The organism is Cyclobacteriaceae bacterium (assembly GCA_013141055.1).
In the GTDB taxonomy this organism is placed as follows: domain Bacteria; phylum Bacteroidota; class Bacteroidia; order Cytophagales; family Cyclobacteriaceae; genus ELB16-189.
In genome coordinates, this window is record JABFRS010000002.1 from 1,045,765 (window position 1) to 1,066,830 (window position 21,066).

A 21,066-nucleotide genomic window follows, 5' to 3' on the forward strand; every position below is an offset into this window, starting at 1 on the left:
CCCCTCAAAATCTCCCGATCTTGTGTCCGTTATTATATTTGCGCCAATGAAGAAAATTATCTCAACATTAATCCGATACGTTCCCCGGAAATATCTCCAGTTATTCAGTGGAGTCGGACTAAAAGTAGTCGGAGCGTTCTACACCGGGAAAGCAGTTCAATGTCCAATCTGTGAACATCAATACAGAAGTTTTTTACCGTACGGACGAATCAATCCCAGACCTAATGCTCTCTGCCCTTCTTGTCTTTCATTGGAAAGACATCGGCTGATCTGGCTGTTCCTGAAGCAGAAGACAAATTTTTTCACTCAGAAATTAAGAGTGCTTCACATCGCCCCGGAACATTGCTTCATGAAGAGATTTGAAAAGCAACACGGAGATGGCTATATCACTGCAGATATTGAATCACCTCTTGCAAAAATAAAGATGGATATTCATCAGATTCCTTTCGATGATAATGAATTTGATGTCGTGCTGTGCAATCATGTACTGGAGCATGTTGATAATGATATTCAGGCAATGTCCGAGATCAATCGCGTACTTCGTTCCGGAGGCTGGTCCGTTTTACAAATACCTTTCTTCTCTCCTGTACCCGATGTGACATTTGAAGATCCTTCTGTCACCGATGCGCGTGAGCGCGAAAAGATCTTTGGGCAGAATGACCATGTGAGAAAGTTTGGAAAAGACTACCCACAAAGAATTGAACACAGTGGAATGATAGCAGAAGCTAACGAGTTTGCCAAAAGTCTGTCAGACGAAGATTGTTTTCGATATGGCATTTCTAAAAATGAGATTCTGTACCGCGGAATCAAACGATAAGATCAATTGAAACAGATTTCAACAGCCGATATTCAGAAAAAGATTTCCATGCGTCAGGCAATTGATCTGATGAAGGAAGCCTTTTCTCAATTAAGCCTTGGAAATGCTGTCGCTCCGGTACGCACCGTAATGAACTCATCAGATGACTCAGGCCGTGTTCTCTTCATGCCCTCCTACTCATCAGCATTCGGACTCTTTGGATTGAAAATGGTTTCTGTTTTTGATCATAACACATCCAAAAAGCTTCCTGTCATTCAGGGTCATATGATGATCATGGATGGAAACGACGGTACTCCTTTGGCCTCCATTGAAGCGGAATATCTTACCGAACTAAGAACCGGCGCCGCATCCGGACTGGCCACTGATCTTTTAGCAAGAAAGCATGTTGAAGTGCTGGCAATCTTTGGTACAGGTACTCAGGCAGAAACTCAACTTGAAGGAGTGCTTATGGTAAGATCTGTTCAGGAAGTGATTGTCTTTGGAACACATGCCGATAAGGTCTTTTCCTTTTGCCGTCGCATGAAAGATCGATTTGATATTAATATTGTTCCTTCTGAATCTTTTGACGAATTGAGAGAAGCAGATATTATTTGTACTGCAACCACTTGCTCTCAACCCCTGTTTCAGGAGCATCAGCTCAAAAGAGGAGTTCACATCAATGGGATTGGATCATACAAACCCTCCATGCAGGAAATTCCTTCTGATGTTATAAAAAGATCGCTGCTGGTCGTCGATCATCGTGAAGCAGCTCTTACCGAACCAGGCGATATCGTTATTCCAGTTCGTGAAGGCATCATCACGAAAGATCACATACATGCAGAAATTGGAGAGATTGTCAACGGCTCAAAGCGTGGAAGAACTTCCGAAGATGAGATTACAGTTTTTAAATCCGTTGGGAACGCGATTCAGGATCTTGCGATTGCAGGCTTCATGATCGACCGGGATATTAAACGTTAATCGGAAGTTTCAATCCCGATTAACGTTCTAAATTTCTATTTGCCGATTTTCTCCAGCACTTCCATTACTTCTGTCACGTGCTTGCGACTTGTTTCAAGCAAGGCTTTCTCGTCGCTATTGAGATCAAGTTCTATCACACGCTCAACTCCGTTCTTACCCAACACAGCTGGAACGCCGAGGTAGCAATTCTTGATTCCGTATTCACCATCAAGTTGCATACAGACCGGAAGAATTCTTCTTTGATCTTTTACAATGGCCTCAACCATTTGAGCGGCAGCTGAACCCGGTGCATACCAGGCAGAAGTACCCATCAGTTTCACTAACTCACCTCCACCAACTTTTGTACGCTCAATGATCATGTTGAGCTTTTCCTTATCAATCAATTCAGTTACAGGAATACCCGCAACGGTAGTATAACGTGGAAGTGGCACCATGGTGTCACCATGACCACCCAACAACATTGCCTGAATATCTTTCGGAGAGATGTTTAATGCTTCTGCTAAAAATGCACGGTAGCGTGCTGTATCCAGAATACCTGCCATACCAATGACGCGTGTTCTTGGGAAATTGGAAGTCAGATGTGCCTGATAGGTCATTACATCCAAAGGATTGGAAACGACAATAATGATAGCATTAGGAGAATGCTTGATTACATTTTCTGTTACAGTCTTAACGATTCCCGCGTTGGTCCCGATTAAATCGTCGCGGCTCATTCCCGGTTTGCGGGGAAGTCCGGAAGTGATGACTACAACATCTGATTTTGCTGACTTTGAATAATCATTGGTAGAACCAATGGTCCGGCTGTCATAAAGATCAATGGGGGCTTTTTGCCAGATGTCGAGTGCCTTACCTTCCGCAAGACCTTCTTTGATATCGACCAACACAATTTCATTCGCAACTTCACGATAAGCGAGCACATCGGCACAGGTAGCACCCACGTTTCCAGCGCCGACAACAGTAATTTTCATATGGTAAGGATTAGGCTTTTTTAATGAGGCCGCAAGTTATCACTACGGAAAGGAAAAATGCAAAGGAGCTTATTAAATCTGTGTCAGTTTAATTTCCAAAATGGATTTTGTTTGAGCGGTCACTTTAAACCGGTCATCGACACGCAACCCAACGACCCAGACGATCTCCCCGCCTGATTCTATAACGGTTGCATCATTCTTTTCCAGCATGCTGATCTTCTCATCAATAAGAAAATCACTTACTTTCTTTTTGTGACCCAGACCCAAGGGGAAAAAACTATCCCCTGTTCTCCATTTCCTCCACACCACCGGAAACTTGATGCTGCCAAGGTCAAATGTCCCGTGGGTTTTTTTTGTCTCTATCTTGCTTCCCTTGTGAGCTTTGATCGCCAGCATCCATGGACCCAATGCCGCCTTGTCCTGACCTTCCTCAATAAGAATTTCTGTTAATCGCTCCTTCTGGGGCGATACAATTATAAACTCCCGGTCAACCACCGCCTGATGCGTAGAGGAAAAAAATTGCTTGCCTGACTGGGTTGCTTCCACCAGTTGCACACAACGATCCCATTCAAATCCATAAGGCCGAAGCCACTCATAGATGACAAACGCCGGATGCTGAAGAAGCATCAGCAGGTTTTTATCGATGTAAAGCTTGTCACCCTCCATTCGGGTCATGCTGTCTTTTAGCTGACCCAATCCTCTTTGCATGATTTCATGAGCCCCTTTGATTTTGTCAAGTGAACTACTGAAGGTTTCTTCCAGCGACGGATTAATCTCTTTCAGTTTATCGATTACCTGATGACGAATAAAATTCCTTTGATAATCATCGCTTTCGTTGCTGATATCTTCACGCCATTGGATCTTTTCTTTTTTAGCATATGCGAGAATGTCTTCTCGTTTAGCAAAAAGCAGCGGACGGATCACTTTCTCATTTTTAACAGGAATGCCTGTGAGCTGATCCAGGTTAGAACCCTTCACCCATCTCATTAAAACCGTTTCGATATTGTCATTGAGATGATGGGCCGTTGCCAGCCAATGAAATTTTTCCTGGTCCATAACATTGTCAAACCACTGATAGCGCAGATCGCGGGCGGCCATTTGAATTGACAATCCTTTTTCTTCGGCATAGTTCTTGGTCTCAAAGCGCTGAGTAAAAAAGCTGATACCTGAACTACTGCAAAAATGACTGACGAAAGTCTGATCCTCATCCGAAGCCTTACCTCTCAGTCCGAAATTGCAGTGAGCAACGGCGATTTTGAATCCAGCCTTGCGAAAGAGGTCAAGCATCACCATCGAATCCAATCCTCCGCTTACTGCCAGCAGAATACGGTCACCTGTATCGACGAGGTTATGAAGAGAAATAAATTCCTTAAAGGGCTTGAGCATCATTCAAATTTATCAAAAGTCGCAAGGTCTGCCCGTCTTTTCTACCTTTACGAATCAAAATGAGAAGGTCCGCTATTGTTTTTATGGTTATTCTCTGCTCAATCCATGCTTTTGGGCAGCGTAAGGTGAAACTGGAGAAAGCCAACAGTCTCAGGGGCTCAGTGGAGAATGGCGTCCGCATGGACTGGGTAATTGGTGACGTGGTCTTTGTTCAAAATGAAACGACCATCTACTGTGACTCCGCCATTTTCAATAAGGCCGATAACAGCGTAAAAGCCTATGGAAGGATCCGCATTACAGAAGGTGACTCTGTAACCGTAACATCCAACGGACTTACCTATGATGGAAATAAGAAGATCGCTTACCTCCGCAAGAATGTGGTTTTTACAAAGCTGCAGACCGCTACCCTCTATACTGACTTTCTGGATTATGATCGCCCAAAAAATGAAGCCCGTTATTTCAACCGGGGTAAGCTGGTGGATTCCACCAACACGTTGACAAGTGATAAAGGATATTATGATCTGAGAAGCAATCTCGCTTCATTCAAAAAAAATGTTGTGGGCGTGAACAAAGATTACACCATGACTTCCGACACGCTTCAATACAGCTCCAAAACAAAATTCATTTACTTCCGTGCCGTAACACGGCTTGAAGATCGTGAAGGTGGTGTTGCCTTTTATGAAAATGGATTTTACGATACAAAGCAGAAGAAATCAGATCTTGTCCAGGGAGTTTTTGAAACGCCTTCCTATAAACTACAGGGTACAAGACTTTTCCTGGATAACATCAAGAAGCTTTACAGAGCCCAGGGGAAAGTAATCATGACCTCCAAAGCCGAGAACATGAACATTCATGGAGATGAAGGCTACTATGATCGCAAGACCGGCATTTCGAAAGTTTATGGACATGCATATGTTGAGCGGATTACCGATGATAATGACACACTCTTCATCTCTGCTGATACATTGGTCTCCATCGAAAATGCAGATCCGAAAAAGAAAAGACTACTTGCCTATTACAATGTAAGGATTTTCAAGACGGACCTTCAGGGCAAAGCCGATTCACTGGTTTATGTTGCCAGCGATTCCATTCTTTACTTTTTCAGAAACCCTGTTCTTTGGACAGAGGAAAATCAAATGACGGCAGACTCTATCCGCATCCTGCTGGAAAAGAAAAAGATCAGCCGTATATATATGGTTTCAAATTCCTTTGTGGTTTCAGAGGATTCACTGACCAATTTCAATCAGATCAAGGGAAGGAATATGACTGCCTTTTTTGAAGGAAAGAACATTCATCATGTAATCGTCAAGGGAAATGGAGAGAGTCTTTACTTCGCCTTACAGGAAAAAGAGCAGGAGAAAGAGGGAAAAAAGGAAAAGTACACCATCACTTCGGGGATGAACAAAATCATTTGCAGTAATATGAGGATCAACTTCAAAGCAGGCAAAGTGAACAACATCAGTTTCTACATAAATCCCGACGCCTCATTCATACCACCGCACGAACTCAAGGCAGATCAGATCAAACTGAAGGGATTCAACTGGCGGGGGTTCGACCGTCCTACCAGACAACAAGTTGTGCAACAAAGACCCCAGTAACGGGAGGCCGATTTCTTTATTGCTTTACCATCTTATTTTTTTTTGAATTCCCTTTGAGTTGATGCGCCTTTGCGTTACCTTTTGGATGGACTTGGTGATGCTGATATGAAATGGATTCTGTTTCTTCTTGTCTTCTCAGCCTCCGGATTTTCTGCCGGCGCTCAAACACTTGAGTGGATAGACCGCCAGGAACATTTTCAAGCAACCACAGGACAGACCGTTCGCATTCCCATCAAAATAAAAAATACAACAGACAAGGTTCAGTTCTTTATTGTCAAAAAAGCCAGTGGAGATATTGGCTCCAATCAAAAAGGATACTTCTGTCTCGGAGATGATTGCCTCGATCCGGGGGTAGATCAGTTCTCGAAAAAGCTGGAGCCCGGCGAAACCATTACCAATCTTTACTTTACCGTGGAACCCGGAATGGTCACCACCTCCAACTCATTCAGGTTCGAAGTTTATTCCCGGAATAATCCGACCATCGGAATCGAGCATTCTGTATCCCTTTCGGTTGATGAAAAAACCGCCAAATCACTCGTTTTCCAGTCAAGGGATATTACTGTACACGATATTTATCCCAATCCGATCAACGATCAGGCTTTTATAGATTACAAGCTGCACAATGAATTAATTAAGGCCAAAGTGGTCATTCACAATATTTTAGGTAGCCCTGTGGGTCATTACGACCTTTCTGTTTTTGAATCCCGCGCCAAGATCCAGGCAGACGAGCTTACGTCTGGTGTCTACTTTTACACCGTTTACATTGATAATATCGGTGTTCTCACCCGCAAGCTCATTGTCAGGAAATAATCCTTCTCCCAGATCGTTTTTATTTAAATTTTAGATATGCGAGCCTCGGGTGTATATTTGCGGCCTCTTTTTATGATCCGGAAACTGTCTATTAACGTCCTTCTTCTTGTATGCAGCCTGATAATGGTGGCTTCAGCGTGTAGTCGCGGCTTCCGCAGAATACAGAGAAGTGAAGACTGGCGGATCAAGTATGAGGCAGGGCTGAATTACTACAGCAAGAAAGATTATTACCACACCGCTATCCTTTTTGAAGAAATTACTCCTGTTGTGAGAGGTTTACCGGAAGGTGAAAAAGTGGAGTTCTATCTCGCTTATTGCCAGTATTATGAGAAGACTTATTTGCTTGCCTCGAACCAGTTCAAGGTCTTTTTTGAGACGTACGGACGGAGTTCTCTGGCGCAGGAGGCCTTCTTCATGTACGCTTATTCGCTCTATGTAGCATCCCCTGATTCGGATCACGACCAGAAGAGTTCGGTGGAAGCAATGGATGCCATGCAGACTTTCCTCAATCAATATCCTGAAAGCAAGTTCCGCGATCAGGCAGTGGAAGTGATTGCCATATCGCAGACCAAGCTTGAGACCAAGGGTGCTGACAATGCGAAGCAGTATTTGAAAATGAAACAGTATAAGGCAGCTGTTATTGCCTTTGATAATTTTAAGAAGAGCTTTCCAGATTCAAAGTTCCTGGAAGAACTGGCATATCTGAAAGTAGTATCACAATACAAGCTTGCGACACAAAGCTTTATGTCTCTGCAGATCGAACGTTACACAGCTGTGATTACTTTCTATCAGGAGCTGGTGGATAATTTTCCAAACAGCACGTACCTGAAAGATGCAGAGCTGATGTATTCTACCAGTCAGGTAGAACTCAATAAATTAAAAGAGTTAAAATCTAAATTACTTAAAAATTCATAATACCATGGCTAATCAACCTTCAATCATCACACGCGACGTAGATAAGATAGCAGCGCATACAGGAAATGTGTATGAGTCTGTAGTTGTTATTTCAAAACGCGCACGTCAGATCGCAATCAATATCAAGGAAGAATTGAATAATAAGCTTGCTGAGTTCGCAACAACTGTTGACAATCTTGAAGAAGTATTTGAGAACCGTGAGCAAATTGAGATCTCAAGATTTTACGAGCGCCTGCCAAAGCCTACAACTTCTGCATTGGATGAATTCCTGGAAGGCAAGGTGAACTATCGCCGCCGTTCAGAAGAAATCAAGCCAGAGTAATCTGTTTCAGTTAATAGTTGCACGTTAACCCGTGAACAACTCGTGATGATTCAAATGATTTGCTATCGACGATTTACGAACAACTATTAACTATGCTAAAGGGCAGGAAGATCTTGTTGGGAGTTACGGGAGGCATTGCTGCATACAAGGCCGCTCTTCTTATCCGTCTCCTTATAAAACAAGAAGCTGAAGTAAAAGTGGTGATGACTTCGTCCGCCCTTGACTTCATTACACCACTGACCCTTTCAACCCTCTCCAAAAATCCTGTCCTTTCTCAGTTTCAGAAGAGTGAAACCGGCGAATGGAATAATCACGTCGAACTCGGGCTATGGGCTGATGCAATGATCATTGCTCCGGCCAGCGCCAATACGATCGCGAAAATGGCGAACGGACTTTGCGACAATCTTTTACTGGCAACCTATCTTTCTTCCCGCTGTCCTGTATTCTTTGCTCCTGCCATGGACCTGGACATGCTTCAGCATCCCTCCACTCAAAGAAATATTTCATCGCTCATCTCCTTTGGAAATCAATTGATCCAGCCAGGCTTTGGTGAGCTTGCTTCGGGATTGATTGGAAACGGGCGCATGGCTGAACCGGAAGAGATTGTCGCATATCTTGAAAAAGCTTTGTCGGCAAACAAACCTCTCCTTGGCAAAAAGGCACTTGTCACGGCAGGACCCACATACGAAGCGATCGATCCGGTTCGTTTTATCGGAAATCACTCCAGTGGGAAAATGGGATTCGCGATTGCAGAAGTATTGGCAGCAAGAGGCGCAGAGGTAGATCTCGTTGTGGGGCCAACCCTTCAACACACCCATCAGAATGGAATCACTGTTCACTCCGTGACTTCTGCTGAAGAGATGTTCAACCAATGCCAGCAACTTTTTCCAACATCAGATATTACAGTTCTTTCTGCTGCTGTTGCAGATTACAAACCTGTAAAAGCTGCGGATCAAAAGATCAAGAAGACGGAATCAACTCTGACACTTGAACTGACAAAGACACACGACATTGCCGCAAACCTTGGCAAGCAAAAAAAGAACGGACAGATCATTGTAGGCTTTGCCCTCGAAACAGAAAACGAGAAGAGCAATGCTGAGAAAAAGCTTGTTACCAAGAACTTCGATCTCATCGTATTGAATTCATTGAATACCAATGGTGCCGGCTTCGGCCATGACACCAATCAGGTTCAGATCATCAGCCGGAAGAATGGCTCCAAAGAATACGGATTAAAGAATAAAAAAGAAGTAGCGAACGATATTGTTGATGCCATCCTTTCCTACCAGCATGAATAAAATCCTGATCACCATACTTCTCACTTTTATACTGGCAGAAACCTTTTGCCAGGAGCTGAACTGTAAAGTGACTGTGAATGCGGATCAGATACAAACTTCGGATCGTGCGGTATTCAAAGACATGGAGCGCGCGATCGCCAACTTCATGAACACACGCAAGTGGAGCAATGACGCCTACAAGAACTATGAGAAGATAAACTGTTCCATATTTTTAAATTTCAGCAAAGGAACACCTTCAATCGGATCATACTCAGCCAGTGCACAGATCACAGTGGCAAGACCGGTATTCAATACAAACTATGAAAGTGTTTTGTTCAACTTCGCCGATCGCGAATGGGAGTTCGAATACATAGAATCCCAACCACTGGAATACAACGACAACTCCTACATCAACAACCTGACTTCCATGCTGGCTTATTATGCCTATATCATCATTGGAATGGATTCGGATTCATTCAGTGAAAAGGGCGGCGATACTTATTTTCAAAAGGCATTAATGGTGGTGAACAATGCCCAGTCTTCCAACCGCCCGGGCTGGCAGTCCATCGGAAGCAATCGCAATCGCTATAATCTGATTGAGAACATCAATAATCCGCAGATGATGGAGATCCGCAAGAACACCTACAAGTATCACCGACTGGCGCTGGACACCTTTGACAAAACTCCTGATGACAGCCGGCAGATTGTCCTGAATACATTGAAAAATCTTAAAACTGTGTGGCAGATCTATCCCAATTCAATCTATGTCATCACTTTCTTCGACTCCAAGTCCACGGAACTGGTCAATATCTTTTCTGAAGGCTCCCTCAGTATCCGCAAAGAAGCCTATGATATTCTGACAACGCTGGATCCGAAGCGGAACATCTATCAAAAGATTATCTCGACAAATTAAAATCCATTGTTAATTTTGGTCAGATATGCTTACGCAACTGACCATTAAGAATTACGCCCTGATCCATCATCTGGAGATGCATCCGTCTGAGCAATTGACGGTCATCACCGGAGAGACAGGTGCTGGTAAATCTATCATGCTGGGAGCTATTGGCTTGCTGTTGGGAAACAGAGCAGACACCAAAGTGCTCTGGGATGAAACAGAAAAGTGTATAACTGAGGGCACATTTGACATCAAACCTTACAAGCTTAAACGCCTTTTCGAGGAACAGGATCTGGACTACAGTGATCAGACTGTCATCCGCAGGGAGATCAGCCCGGGAGGAAAGAGCCGCGCCTTTATCAATGACACACCCGTCACCCTGGATGTCATGCGCAAGATCGGTGGTCGCCTGATGGATGTTCACTCACAGCATGAAACCCTTGAGCTTGGAAGTCACAGGTTCCAATTGTCATTGATTGATAACTATGCCGGTCATGCTACTCTCCTCTCCGATTATCAGGAAGCCTGGAGAAATTTCTTAAAAGCAAAAAAGACTTACGACGAGCTGCTGGCGGAATCCGGAAGACTCAAAACAGAGTATGATTTTATAAAATTCCAACTTGACGAATTGCAGAAAGCTTCCTTCCGTGATAACGAACAGGAGCAACTGGAGTCGAGCCTCAAGATCAATGAACATGGAGAGGACATCAAAACAAGATTAAATCAGTTGCTTGGGTTGTTGGGACAATCCGATGCTTCCATTCAATCAGGATTATCGCAGGCAATTGGATTGCTGCAGCCGTTGAAAAATTATTCCCCCCGCTATGAACAACTTGCAAAGCGGCTTGATGTTTTATTGATTGAATTAAAAGATATCGTTGCTGAAGCGGAACAAGAGGAAGAGCAAATCGAATTTGATCCCAAGAAAGCAAAAGAAATACAGGTAAGACTGGACTTGCTATATAGCTTAATGCAAAAGCATCGTCTTCGAGATATCGGCGGCTTGCTTGCATTTCAGGAAACACTGGAGCTGCAGGTTGCAAAGACCGTGAACCTTGACGAGGACCTTTCCAATGCCAAAACCGGATTTGAAAAGAATAAAAAGCTGGTAGATGAGCTTGCCATCAGGCTGAGTGCTTCAAGAGCAAAGGTTTTTGCTTCACTATCAAAACAATTGGTAAAGCTGCTGCGCGACCTGGGCATTGAAGATGCAGTGATCCAGATTGAATCCGGTAAAACTGAACCCACCAATTCTGGAATTGATCTGGTTGAGATTTTGTTCAGCGCAAACAAAGGAATTCCTCCACGGCCATTGGAAGAAGTTGCTTCCGGAGGAGAATTTTCACGACTGATGTTCTGTGTGAAATACATTATGGCAGAGAAGACATCTTTGCCTACGCTGATCCTGGATGAAATCGACACAGGAGTTTCCGGTGAGATTGCCATGCAGCTTGGCAAGATGATGAAGACGATGTCTGAGCGACATCAACTGATAACGATCAGTCACCTTCCACAGATTGCTGCGAAGGGAGATCAACACTTCCTGGTCTATAAAAACAATTCCAGTAAGAAGACCACCAGTGAGATCAAGCTATTGGACAAGGATGAGCGGATCGAGGAAATAGCAAAGATGATCGGTGGAGCAAAACCTTCAACACTCGCCCGGGCAAATGCAAAAGAACTCCTAACTTAGAACCCGACTAACCAGAACGCCTTTGAACTTCCTTGACAAAACAAAGCTCATCGGTCTCGCAGCCGGCCCAATCCTTTTCTGCCTGATCTTCTTTACTGTTACTCCGGAAGTCTTAACCGAGAAAAGCATTATCGTTCTTGCACTTGGCGCATGGATGGTAGTGTGGTGGGCAACCGAAGCCATGCCGATTCCGGTAACGGCCTTACTTCCTATGGTTCTTTTTCCCTTACTGGGAGTTTCAACAGGAAAAGAAGCAGCAGCACCTTATGGCGATCCGGTGATATTCCTGTTCATGGGTGGGTTTATTCTGGCCCTTGGACTGGAGAGACACAATCTTCATCAGCGCATTGCATTGAGCCTGATACGACTGACGGGCACCAGCGGTAACGGGATCATTCTTGGATTCATGCTGTCAACGGCACTGATCAGCATGTGGATCAGCAATACGGCAACTGCTATTATGATGCTTCCAATCGCTGCCTCTGTAACACATTTACTGGCAAAAGAAGCGGGACAGGAAAATGATCCTAGGTTTAAGAAGTTTGCAACTGGTTTGATGCTGGCAATCGCATATGCTGCCAGCATTGGTGGAATGGCGACGATCATTGGCACCCCTCCGAATGTTGTGATGGTGGGCTATATGAAAAGATTTTACAATCTCGATGTAAGCTTTACTGATTGGATGCTGATGGGTATTCCGTTAATGATACTTTGTCTTATGGCATGTTACCTGATCATCACCAAAGTTCTTTTTGTAAATCATCTTCCATCCATTGAAGGGTCCAAAGAGTTAATCCAGCGGAAGCTGACAGCCCTCGGAAAAATTACAAAAGAAGAGAAACTGGTGCTGGCAATATTCTCCGTCACATGCTTCTTCTGGATCTTCCGGCAGAATATGAATCAGATCATTGGTCGCAATCTTCTGGATGATACCACCATTGCCATGGCCGGTGGGATATTGATGTTCCTGGTTCCCATCAATCTTAAGGAACAGAAATTTTTACTGGACTGGGCCGATATGAAAGAACTTCCCTGGGGAATATTGCTCCTCTTTGGCGGCGGACTTTGTCTTGCGGATGGAATGGAGAAATCGGGACTGATTCAGATCGTTGGAAATTATTTCTCAAAGCAGGATACTATGAGTCTTGGGTTATTGATCTTCTCACTCACAGCCATATCCATGGGATTGACCGAGTTGATGAGTAATGTAGCGCTGGTGACGATTTTTGTTCCGGTAGTCTTTGGTGTGGCCGATGGCTTTCATATTAATCCGATCTGGCTGGCGATGCCTGTGACGTATGCAGCAAGCTGTGCTTTCATGATGCCGATCTCCACTCCGCCTAATGCGGTATTGTTTGCAAGCGGTTTTATCCGGATGAAGGATATGATAAAGACAGGAGTGCTGTTAAATCTTTGCTGCCTTGCCATCATCACAGTTATGGCACTAACACTCATGCAGTGGATATTTGCCTGAGGCATAAAAAAGAGGCCAGTGTTTTTCACTGGCCTCTTTCATTTATTCTTATCGCTTTAAAACTGAAGGGGAATCTTTAAACCTTCAAATCAGGATTTATTGTTCTTAGATCTCTTCTCTTCATGCAGGTAAGCCAATCCTAAGCCGATACCTCCGAAAATAAACAGCATAGAGAAGTATCCTGTTTCTTCCATGTCAAATGTCCGGTCGAGCCAATAGCCCATCAGAAATCCAATACCAACACCGATCAGCAACAATGCCCAGCGAACTGTAGTGGGTTCAGCTTCTTTCTTAAACATCTCAGGAGAAAGTCCTTTTTCAATAATTGACATACGCTCGATGTTTTGAAATTTGCGCAGGTAGACGATCATGATAAAAAACCCAAGGGTAATGATGATCGTCAGCATTATTCCCATGATTGGCACTATTACGTCGGTTTCCATAATCTTTGTTGTTATTTAGCCCTTTGACGCACCCCCACGTGGGTCAGGTTACAGGTTACCATGAAAATTTCTCATTTATCTGAATCCGATTCTTTCTTAGTCCTTAATTATTCACTTTTCATCTGTTTGATATGTAACTTCAGGCTTACTCAAAGCGTCAAACCGAGGTGATTTCTGCAGCAGAAGAAAATGACCTGATCGACCGGATTCTGGCCGGTAAAGAGGATGCCTACGCCCGATTGGTAGACCATTATAAGAGCTATGCCTTTACCATCGCGCTTAAGATCCTCAACAATCGTCCGGAAGCTGAAGAGGCAGCTCAGGATGCCTTTATTAAGGCGTTCCACTATCTGAAGACATTCAACCGTCAGGCAAGATTTTCCACCTGGCTGTATAGAATTGTCTTCAACACTGCCATCAGCTATAAGCGGAAAAACAGTCGCGTGATGTCAAGCATTGAATTTCACGACAAGGGAAGAGAGGAAGCCAGTGGACTCGAAAAAGATGATAAGCAGGTTTTTGTAGCGCAGGCCATGGATCATCTCAACGAAGCAGACCGGCTGGCGATCCAGCTCTATTATATCAAGGAATTCTCTTTGGAAGAGGTGGCAGAACTGATGGGGCAGAATATCAATACATTGAAAGTACGCATTCACCGTGCGCGACAGCGTATGGCAGATGCCTTGAAAAAAATATTAAATGAAGAAGCATTAACTTTATAGTTATGGAGAAGATCACCACCATACAAGACGACAAGCTCCTCAATTACCTTGACGGTAAGCTGAATGAATTGGAAGTTATCCAGTTAAGAAAAGAACTGGAAGCATCAGCAGTCCTGCAGGCCCGCCTGGAAGATCTGCGCCTGGTTCACCGAACGTTGGCACATACCACCCTTGACACACCTTCTATGGCATTCACCAACAAAGTGATGCTCAATCTTCACTCGCAGTCTTTTCCGACATACCTGTCACCAAAGAATGGATTATTATTACTGGGTGGTATTATCATAGCTGCCGGTATGCTGGTAGTAATGATCACTGCAGGCATCTTCGATCAGGTCAACGGTCCGATTTCCCTGGACAAAACGTTACCGGTATCACAGTATTTCAAACAATCATTACCTACCGTGTCGATCAATGGAAAGCTCGTTGTCAAGATCATCGTAGGATTGAATCTTGTGCTGGCATTCTTTATACTCGATCGTACCGTGCTGAAACCATTCTTTCAAAAGAGGGCCGGTACACAGCTCTAGAAATAGTATTGCTAAGTATTAAAACAGAAAGGCCGCAAAGATGATATCTCTGAGGCCTTTCTAATTATTGAATTCCGATTCTTAAAATCAATTAAGAAGTAGCCCAGGTCTTTCCAACTTCTGAAAGTGGCAAGCAACCATGGAACGCTCCCGGTACAGCTTCATACTGCAATACTGTTGTTGCTCCAGGCTCCGATGTAAAGAATCCTGAAACTGTAAGCTCCTTGGTTGTCATGAAGAAATTTCGTGCATCAGGATTTCTGAATACCTCCAGAACTTTCTTAGTCTTCTTATCGATAGACATATTGAAGTTGCCCGTTCTGTAAAAAGATGTAAGTCTGCTGGTATCAGCTGAAGCAACCTGCTCTGCCGTACCGAATTCTTTCTCGGCATCAGTGCTGAACTGATCATCATAGATCTTGCCCATGAATTTTTTCTTGATGCCTTCCAGAGCTCTCCATTGTTCAACGGCTTCCTTGTTGATCTTCTTTACAAACTCGACCTGCTCGGCAGGATTGAGATCCATAAATGAATTGGCTTCTTCGTCAAAAGCCTTCAGACCTTCAAGATATCTTTGCTGATCTTTCTCTTTATAACACTCTCTGAGGATCTGATCAATGAATCCCGGAACACCGGCTTCCTTCGCACCCGCTGTATCTGTTTTAGGAATAATGATCTGTGCAACTTCACTCATCAATGCTGCCTGATCGTTATTGAAAAATACAGGCTTGTAGGTTAGCTCAGGTGCAGCCTTACATCCATTCATAATCCCTGCCAGCAACGGTGCTGACACAGCATATCCAAGAACAAGTCCTGTGCGTTGTAATGCTTCTCTTCTGTTCATAATGTCAATGTTTTTTATCGAATTAGATGTTCAATCAGATATTACCTTTTTTCAATTCTTTTACTGCATAATCCACTGCCCGTGCAGTAAAGGCCATGTAGGTAAGAGAAGGATTCACACACGCCGCAGACGTCATGAATGAACCATCTGTAACGAATACATTCTTGCAGGCATGTACCTGATTGTATTTATTCAATACCGATGTCTTAGGATCATTACCCATGCGTGCAGTACCCATCTCGTGAATACCAAGTCCAGGACCACCCGCATTGTCATTCGTGCGAACATTCTTAACACCTGCTGCTTCCAGCATTTCCGCAGCATCGCTCACCATATCCTTACGCATCTTCAGCTCGTTCTCTTTCATCTCAACATCAAATGTGAGCGTTGGAAGACCATGCTTATCTTTTTTGTCTTTGTTAAGTGTAACACGGTTTTCAGCATACGGAAGGAATTCTCCGAAACCTCCCATACCAATGCTCCACATACCTGGCTTGGTGACCGCCTCCTTCAACTCTTCGCCAATGCTTAACTCTGCCACCATACGTGACCAGCCGCTGCGACTTCCTCCACCCTGATATCCGAATCCACGTAAGTAATCACGTTTGTCTGATCCGACATTACGATAGCGTGGGATATAAAATCCGTTCGCTCTGCGTCCTGAAAGATATTTGTCTTCATAACCTTCTACATCGCCGCTTGCACCTGCATTCAGGTGATGATCCATGATGTTACGACCCAACTGATCGCTGTCATTTCCAAATCCATTTGGAAAACGAGCGGAAGTGGAGTTTAACATAATAGAAGTTGAACCGAATGTGGAAGCACACAGGAAGATCACGCTTGCATAGAATTCTGTCTGCTCGCCGGTTTCAGCATCCTGGATCTTCACTCCGGTTGCCTTGCCTTTAGCTTCATCATAGATCAATCCGATAACAATAGAGTTAGGACGAAGCGTCATGTTACCGGTCTTCTCTGCCGCCACAAGGGTAGAAGAAAGACTGCTGAAGTAAGCTCCGTACGGACATCCGCGACTGCAAAGGTTTCTGAACTGACAGGTTCCTCTCTGAGGAGAATTGCCGTGTGTCAATGGCGCCGTCATGTGTGCCGTGCGACCGATGGTCAATGCACGACCAAATTTTTCCTGCATGGATTTCTTTAGATCTACTTCCACGCATGTAAGTTCCATGGGAGGTAAATACTTTCCATCCGGAAGCTGGGGAAGATTCTCTATCGATCCGCTAACTCCTATATATTGTTCTACATAATCATACCATGGTGAGATATCAGCATAACGAACCGGCCAGTCAACTGCAATACCGTCCTTGGCATTTGCTGTAAAGTCCATGTCACCAAGTCTGTAGCTCTGGCGGCCCCATGTGATGGAACGTCCACCTACATGATATCCTCTCATCCAGTCGAAGCGCTTTGTCTCTGTATAAGGATTTTCAAGATCGTTAACGAACCAATGCTTGGTCGATTGACGAATGGTGTAACCTGTACGGTTCTGTACGCCTTGTTGCTTGAGATCTTCCTGAGTAGGACGATCACCATTGGCGAACTCCCATGGATCTTTTGTTGCTGTCGGATAGTCAGGATGTTTCACCATTCTTCCTCTTTCCAGAACTAAGGTCTTCAATCCCTTTTCTGTCAGCTCTTTGCTCGCCCATCCACCGCTGATACCGGTTCCGACTACGATCGCATCGTACGTGTTATTCTTTTGCGCTTCAGTGTTTAAATTCATGACGGTTCATTTTGAAGTTTGAATATAGTGGTTTTCAACGTTTGCAATCAAGTTTATTACACCATTATTAGATGAATTCACCCATGATCAGTTTCGATCATATCGCATCACCAAAAGCAATCCGTCAAAGTCGTGTATAAAGTACACAATCAGCCCGTTCTGAACATATTACAGGCATACATTCTCGCTTAATTAAAATGATTCTTAATAAGGGGAATCAATTGATCCTTACAGGAATTTAACCTCTTTAAAAGAGAACACTCTGCTCCTCCCCTGGGTTTCGATACACAGGCGACCCTGCTCATCGATATCGGAGATCAGCCCCTGAAAATTTTCACCTTCCGATTCGTAGTGGTGATTTTCATTGAACCGATACAAAGCATTGATATATCGTTCTTTCAATATCATGGATTTCCCTGCTCTCAGATCGAGATACTCAGCTTCCAGAAATGCTACAATATCCTGAAACACATGATTAAGATCATGAGCAATGCCCGTGAAATGATAAAGAGAAGATGCAATGGGTGAGCTGAATTGCTGCTGGTTAATATTCAGTCCGATCCCTACAATGGAGGAAGAAAGTGCTGATCCTTTCAACTGGTTTTCGATAAGGATTCCACCAATCTTGAAGTCATTAATATAAATGTCGTTGGGCCATTTGAGTTTGATGCCGTTGGAAACAAATTTCCTGAGCGCATCCACAATTGCCAATGAGATGGCCATGTTGAGCTGAAACTGATCTTTGGCCTGAAGGAAAACCGGACGAAGTAAGAGTGAAAATGTAATGTTCATCCCCGGTTCGGCTTCCCAGGTATTACCCCTCTGTCCACGACCGGCAGTCTGGCTGTCGGTGATCACTACCGAGCCTTCCGGCAGCTGTGAGGAGTCATTCAATTCGCTTAGGAGGGAATTCGTCGAGTGACATTCTGGCACATAAATCAGGTTTTGCCCTATGAAAAGCGTATTGGCAGGGATTTTATACAAGGTATTTTAGTTAGTTTTACAGATTGTTTTTATCCATCAACCGAAGATAGTGAATGGCCAAGAGAAGGAAGGTTGCGAATGCTGAAAAGTTAAGCCAGTTAGTAGTAAAGGGAATGCAGGAGAAGAAGGCCAGCGACATTGTTGTGATGGATCTGCGTGAAGTGAAGAATTCCGTTGCGGAGTTTTTCGTCATTTGCTCAGGAAGTTCAGATAAACAGCTGGATTCAATTGCCACTTCCGTGGATCAGGAAGTTTTCAAGGGTTTGAATGAAAATCCATGGCATTCAGAAGGTAAAAACAATAAAGAGTGGGTCTTGATCGACTATAGCAATGTAGTGGCTCACATCTTCAAAAAGGACAGAAGGAGCTTTTATGCACTTGAGAAACTTTGGGGAGATGCAGTGATCACTGAGATCGCAGATTAGAACTAATTGACAAAGCGTACGTTATTTATTTGAAACTATTTAAGCTCAATAAAGAGAATGGCTGACAAAGACAGAAAAGACAGTAAAAATAACCCTCCAAGAGTGCCAAGACCGAATTATCAGATATGGATAATACTGGGACTGGTGGCCGTGATCTTAGGAGTCAGTTGGCTTAACCGCAGTGGTGAATTAACTGAAATTCAATCCAACAAGTTTGAGGATATGGTGCAAAGCCGCGATATCAAGAAGCTTGTGCTCGTAAAAGATCAGGAACAAATTGAAATCACATTGAAACCGGAGGCATTGCAGAATGCCAAATACAAGCAAGAGCTTGAGAAGAACAGTCCTTTCGGAATGAATGCAAACGGTCCTCATTACAAACTGAAGATCGGTTCCATCGACAAGTTCCTCGACAAGTATGAACAGCTTACCAAGAACATTCCACGTGAACAGCAGGTAGACCTTCGCGTAGAAGAGCGCGGTGATCTTACCGGTCAGCTTTTCAACTGGGGATTCCTGCTCCTGTTATTATTCGGATTCTGGATGCTCATGCGTCGTATGACGGGTGGCGGCGGTCCGGGAGGACAGATCTTCAACATTGGAAAATCAAAGGCTGCATTGTTTGATGCGGAAAGCAAAGTAAAGATCACATTTGAAGATGCGGCAGGTCTTGATGAAGCTAAGGAAGAGATCATGGAGATCGTTGAGTTCCTCAAGAACCCAGGCAAGTTCACCAAGCTAGGAGGTAAAATTCCGAAAGGCGCTTTGCTCGTAGGACCTCCAGGAACAGGTAAGACCTTGCTCGCGAAAGCTGTTGCAGGTGAAGCCGGTGTTCCATTCTTCTCCCTCTCAGGATCAGACTTCGTTGAAATGTTTGTGGGTGTAGGTGCGGCACGTGTGCGTGATCTATTCAAACAGGCAAAAGAAAAAGCTCCCTGTATCATCTTCATTGATGAGATTGATGCGATCGGTCGTTCACGCGGAAGAGGTCAGGTACCAGGTGCGAATGATGAACGTGAAAACACATTGAACTCATTGCTGGTGGAGATGGATGGATTTGCAACCGACAGTGGTGTTATCATCCTTGCGGCAACCAACCGTCCTGATGTATTGGACTCTGCCCTGCTTCGTCCGGGACGTTTCGATCGTCAGATCAGCATTGACAAACCGGATATCGTGGGCCGTGAAGCAATCTTCAAAGTTCATTTGAAACCTATCAAGCTTTCAAAAGAAGTGGATACGAAAAAGCTGGCAGCACAGACTCCTGGTTTTGCAGGTGCTGAAATTGCCAACGTATGTAACGAAGCAGCATTGATTGCAGCGCGTAAGGAAAAGAAAGAAGTTGAGATGAAAGATTTTCATGATGCTATCGATCGCGTGATCGGCGGCCTTGAAAAGAAAAACAAGATCATATCTCCAGAAGAAAAGAAGATCGTTGCCTATCATGAATCAGGTCACGCTGTAGCGGGATGGTTCCTGGAGCATGCCGATCCATTGGTGAAGGTGAGCATTGTACCACGCGGTATCGCTGCGTTGGGATATGCACAGTACTTGCCGAAAGAACAGTTCTTATATCAGACTGATCAGTTGATTGATGAAATGTGTATGTCGTTCGGCGGACGTGTTGCTGAAGACATCGTATTCAATAAGATCTCTACCGGTGCATTGAGTGATCTTGAACGCATCACGAAGATGGCGTACAGCATCGTTACGGTGTATGGTATGAATAAGGAGATTGGAAACATTTCGTTCTACGACAGCAAGCAGTCGGAGTACAATTTCCAGAAACCGTATTCTGATGCAACAGCAGAGAAGATCGATAAGGAAGTCCGCGCATTGATTGACTTCTGTTATCAGCGCACCAAGAAGTTGTTGAATGATCACCGCGATCATCTTGAGATCATTGCAAAAGAATTGCTGGAGAAAGAAATTCTCTTCCAGACTGATCTTGAGCGATTGATTGGCAAGAGGCCCTTCAGCAGCCTGACGAACTATGAGAAGTTCACCAACGGAAAAGAAGAAGCAAAGAAAGAAAGCGAGCTGAAAGATCTAAAGAAAGAAGAGCTGACAGAGCCGAGCGACATTCCAAGCGATCTGCCGATAGGTTCTTAAAGAATATCCAAGTGTATAAAAGAAGATCAGGTACCGTCAAGGGTGCCTGATTTTTTTTTGAAGTGATAACTCACCCATCCTTGTCTTAGATCGGTGTTTTCATCGATCTTCTGAACGAAACCATGTAGCACTAAGGCCATATGGTATGCTCTA

Annotated in this window: 20 protein-coding genes; 14 read left to right on the forward strand and 6 right to left on the reverse strand. The window is 44.1% G+C overall.

Features of this window, described 5'->3' with window-relative positions; translation table 11 throughout:
* Positions 1-46: 46 nt before the first annotated feature.
* Positions 47-817 carry a class I SAM-dependent methyltransferase gene (locus HOP08_19210; GenBank protein ID NOT77058.1) on the forward strand — a complete coding sequence of 257 codons (771 nt, stop codon included), beginning with the start codon at positions 47-49 and terminating at the stop codon, positions 815-817.
* Positions 818-823: 6 nt separating this feature from the next.
* Entirely contained in the window at positions 824-1,774 is a 951-nt protein-coding gene (locus HOP08_19215) for an ornithine cyclodeaminase (GenBank protein NOT77059.1), read from the forward strand.
* A gap of 35 nt (positions 1,775-1,809) precedes the next feature.
* On the opposite strand, the gene mdh is transcribed toward HOP08_19215, so the two are convergent.
* On the reverse strand, positions 1,810-2,742 hold the full coding sequence (gene mdh / locus HOP08_19220; protein ID NOT77060.1) for a malate dehydrogenase: 933 nt from the start codon (positions 2,740-2,742) through the stop codon (positions 1,810-1,812).
* 72 nt (positions 2,743-2,814) lie between these two features.
* Positions 2,815-4,128, reverse strand: coding sequence for a tRNA lysidine(34) synthetase TilS (tilS, locus tag HOP08_19225; GenBank protein NOT77061.1), 1,314 nt, complete (start codon positions 4,126-4,128; stop codon positions 2,815-2,817).
* A 59-nt stretch (positions 4,129-4,187) separates the two neighbouring features.
* On the opposite strand from tilS, the gene HOP08_19230 reads away from it, so the two are divergent.
* The 8 genes from HOP08_19230 to HOP08_19265 all read left to right on the forward strand — a co-directional run bounded on the left by HOP08_19230 (position 4,188) and on the right by HOP08_19265 (position 13,109).
* Positions 4,188-5,726: an Organic solvent tolerance protein OstA gene (locus tag HOP08_19230; GenBank protein NOT77062.1), complete on the forward strand. Its 1,539-nt coding sequence runs from the start codon at positions 4,188-4,190 to the stop codon at positions 5,724-5,726.
* Positions 5,727-5,795: 69 nt separating this feature from the next.
* Positions 5,796-6,536 carry a T9SS type A sorting domain-containing protein gene (locus tag HOP08_19235; GenBank protein ID NOT77063.1) on the forward strand — a complete coding sequence of 247 codons (741 nt, stop codon included), beginning with the start codon at positions 5,796-5,798 and terminating at the stop codon, positions 6,534-6,536.
* A gap of 72 nt (positions 6,537-6,608) precedes the next feature.
* A complete protein-coding gene (bamD, locus tag HOP08_19240) occupies positions 6,609-7,451 on the forward strand; it encodes an outer membrane protein assembly factor BamD (protein ID NOT77064.1) in 843 nt (280 codons plus the stop codon).
* A 4-nt stretch (positions 7,452-7,455) separates the two neighbouring features.
* On the forward strand, positions 7,456-7,773 hold the full coding sequence (locus tag HOP08_19245) for a DNA-directed RNA polymerase subunit omega (GenBank protein ID NOT77065.1): 318 nt from the start codon (positions 7,456-7,458) through the stop codon (positions 7,771-7,773).
* 92 nt (positions 7,774-7,865) lie between these two features.
* Entirely contained in the window at positions 7,866-9,068 is a 1,203-nt protein-coding gene (coaBC, locus tag HOP08_19250; protein NOT77066.1) for a bifunctional phosphopantothenoylcysteine decarboxylase/phosphopantothenate--cysteine ligase CoaBC, read from the forward strand.
* Entirely contained in the window at positions 9,061-9,960 is a 900-nt protein-coding gene (locus HOP08_19255; protein ID NOT77067.1) for a DUF4835 family protein, read from the forward strand. Before coaBC ends, HOP08_19255 begins: the two co-directional genes overlap by 8 nt.
* A 25-nt stretch (positions 9,961-9,985) precedes the next feature.
* Positions 9,986-11,635, forward strand: coding sequence for a DNA repair protein RecN (recN, locus tag HOP08_19260; GenBank protein NOT77068.1), 1,650 nt, complete (start codon positions 9,986-9,988; stop codon positions 11,633-11,635).
* A 49-nt stretch (positions 11,636-11,684) separates the two neighbouring features.
* Complete coding sequence (locus HOP08_19265; GenBank protein NOT77069.1) at positions 11,685-13,109, forward strand: SLC13/DASS family transporter; 1,425 nt, start codon at positions 11,685-11,687, stop codon at positions 13,107-13,109.
* Between the two features lie 89 nt (positions 13,110-13,198).
* On the opposite strand, the gene HOP08_19270 is transcribed toward HOP08_19265, so the two are convergent.
* Positions 13,199-13,552, reverse strand: a complete 354-nt coding sequence (locus HOP08_19270; protein ID NOT77070.1) for an AtpZ/AtpI family protein — start codon at positions 13,550-13,552, stop codon at positions 13,199-13,201.
* Between the two features lie 167 nt (positions 13,553-13,719).
* Between HOP08_19270 and HOP08_19275 the strand changes: the two genes are divergently transcribed.
* Both HOP08_19275 and HOP08_19280 read left to right on the forward strand, forming a co-directional pair.
* Positions 13,720-14,274, forward strand: coding sequence for a sigma-70 family RNA polymerase sigma factor (locus HOP08_19275; protein NOT77071.1), 555 nt, complete (start codon positions 13,720-13,722; stop codon positions 14,272-14,274).
* 2 nt (positions 14,275-14,276) lie between these two features.
* Positions 14,277-14,804, forward strand: coding sequence for a hypothetical protein (locus HOP08_19280; protein NOT77072.1), 528 nt, complete (start codon positions 14,277-14,279; stop codon positions 14,802-14,804).
* Positions 14,805-14,895: 91 nt separating this feature from the next.
* Here HOP08_19280 and HOP08_19285 read toward each other — a convergent pair whose 3' ends face one another.
* The 3 genes from HOP08_19285 to HOP08_19295 all read right to left on the reverse strand — a co-directional run bounded on the left by HOP08_19285 (position 14,896) and on the right by HOP08_19295 (position 18,376).
* The gene (locus tag HOP08_19285; protein ID NOT77073.1) at positions 14,896-15,498 is read right to left on the reverse strand and encodes a gluconate 2-dehydrogenase subunit 3 family protein; all 603 of its coding nucleotides are present in this window, start codon (positions 15,496-15,498) and stop codon (positions 14,896-14,898) included.
* Positions 15,499-15,682: 184 nt separating this feature from the next.
* Positions 15,683-17,392 carry a GMC family oxidoreductase gene (locus HOP08_19290; GenBank protein ID NOT77074.1) on the reverse strand — a complete coding sequence of 570 codons (1,710 nt, stop codon included), beginning with the start codon at positions 17,390-17,392 and terminating at the stop codon, positions 15,683-15,685.
* 228 nt (positions 17,393-17,620) lie between these two features.
* Complete coding sequence (locus HOP08_19295; protein NOT77075.1) at positions 17,621-18,376, reverse strand: biotin--[acetyl-CoA-carboxylase] ligase; 756 nt, start codon at positions 18,374-18,376, stop codon at positions 17,621-17,623.
* 53 nt (positions 18,377-18,429) lie between these two features.
* Between HOP08_19295 and rsfS the strand changes: the two genes are divergently transcribed.
* Both rsfS and hflB read left to right on the forward strand, forming a co-directional pair.
* Positions 18,430-18,801, forward strand: coding sequence for a ribosome silencing factor (rsfS, locus tag HOP08_19300; protein ID NOT77076.1), 372 nt, complete (start codon positions 18,430-18,432; stop codon positions 18,799-18,801).
* A gap of 57 nt (positions 18,802-18,858) precedes the next feature.
* Entirely contained in the window at positions 18,859-20,913 is a 2,055-nt protein-coding gene (gene hflB / locus HOP08_19305; GenBank protein NOT77077.1) for an ATP-dependent zinc metalloprotease FtsH, read from the forward strand.
* Positions 20,914-21,066: the final 153 nt, after the last annotated feature.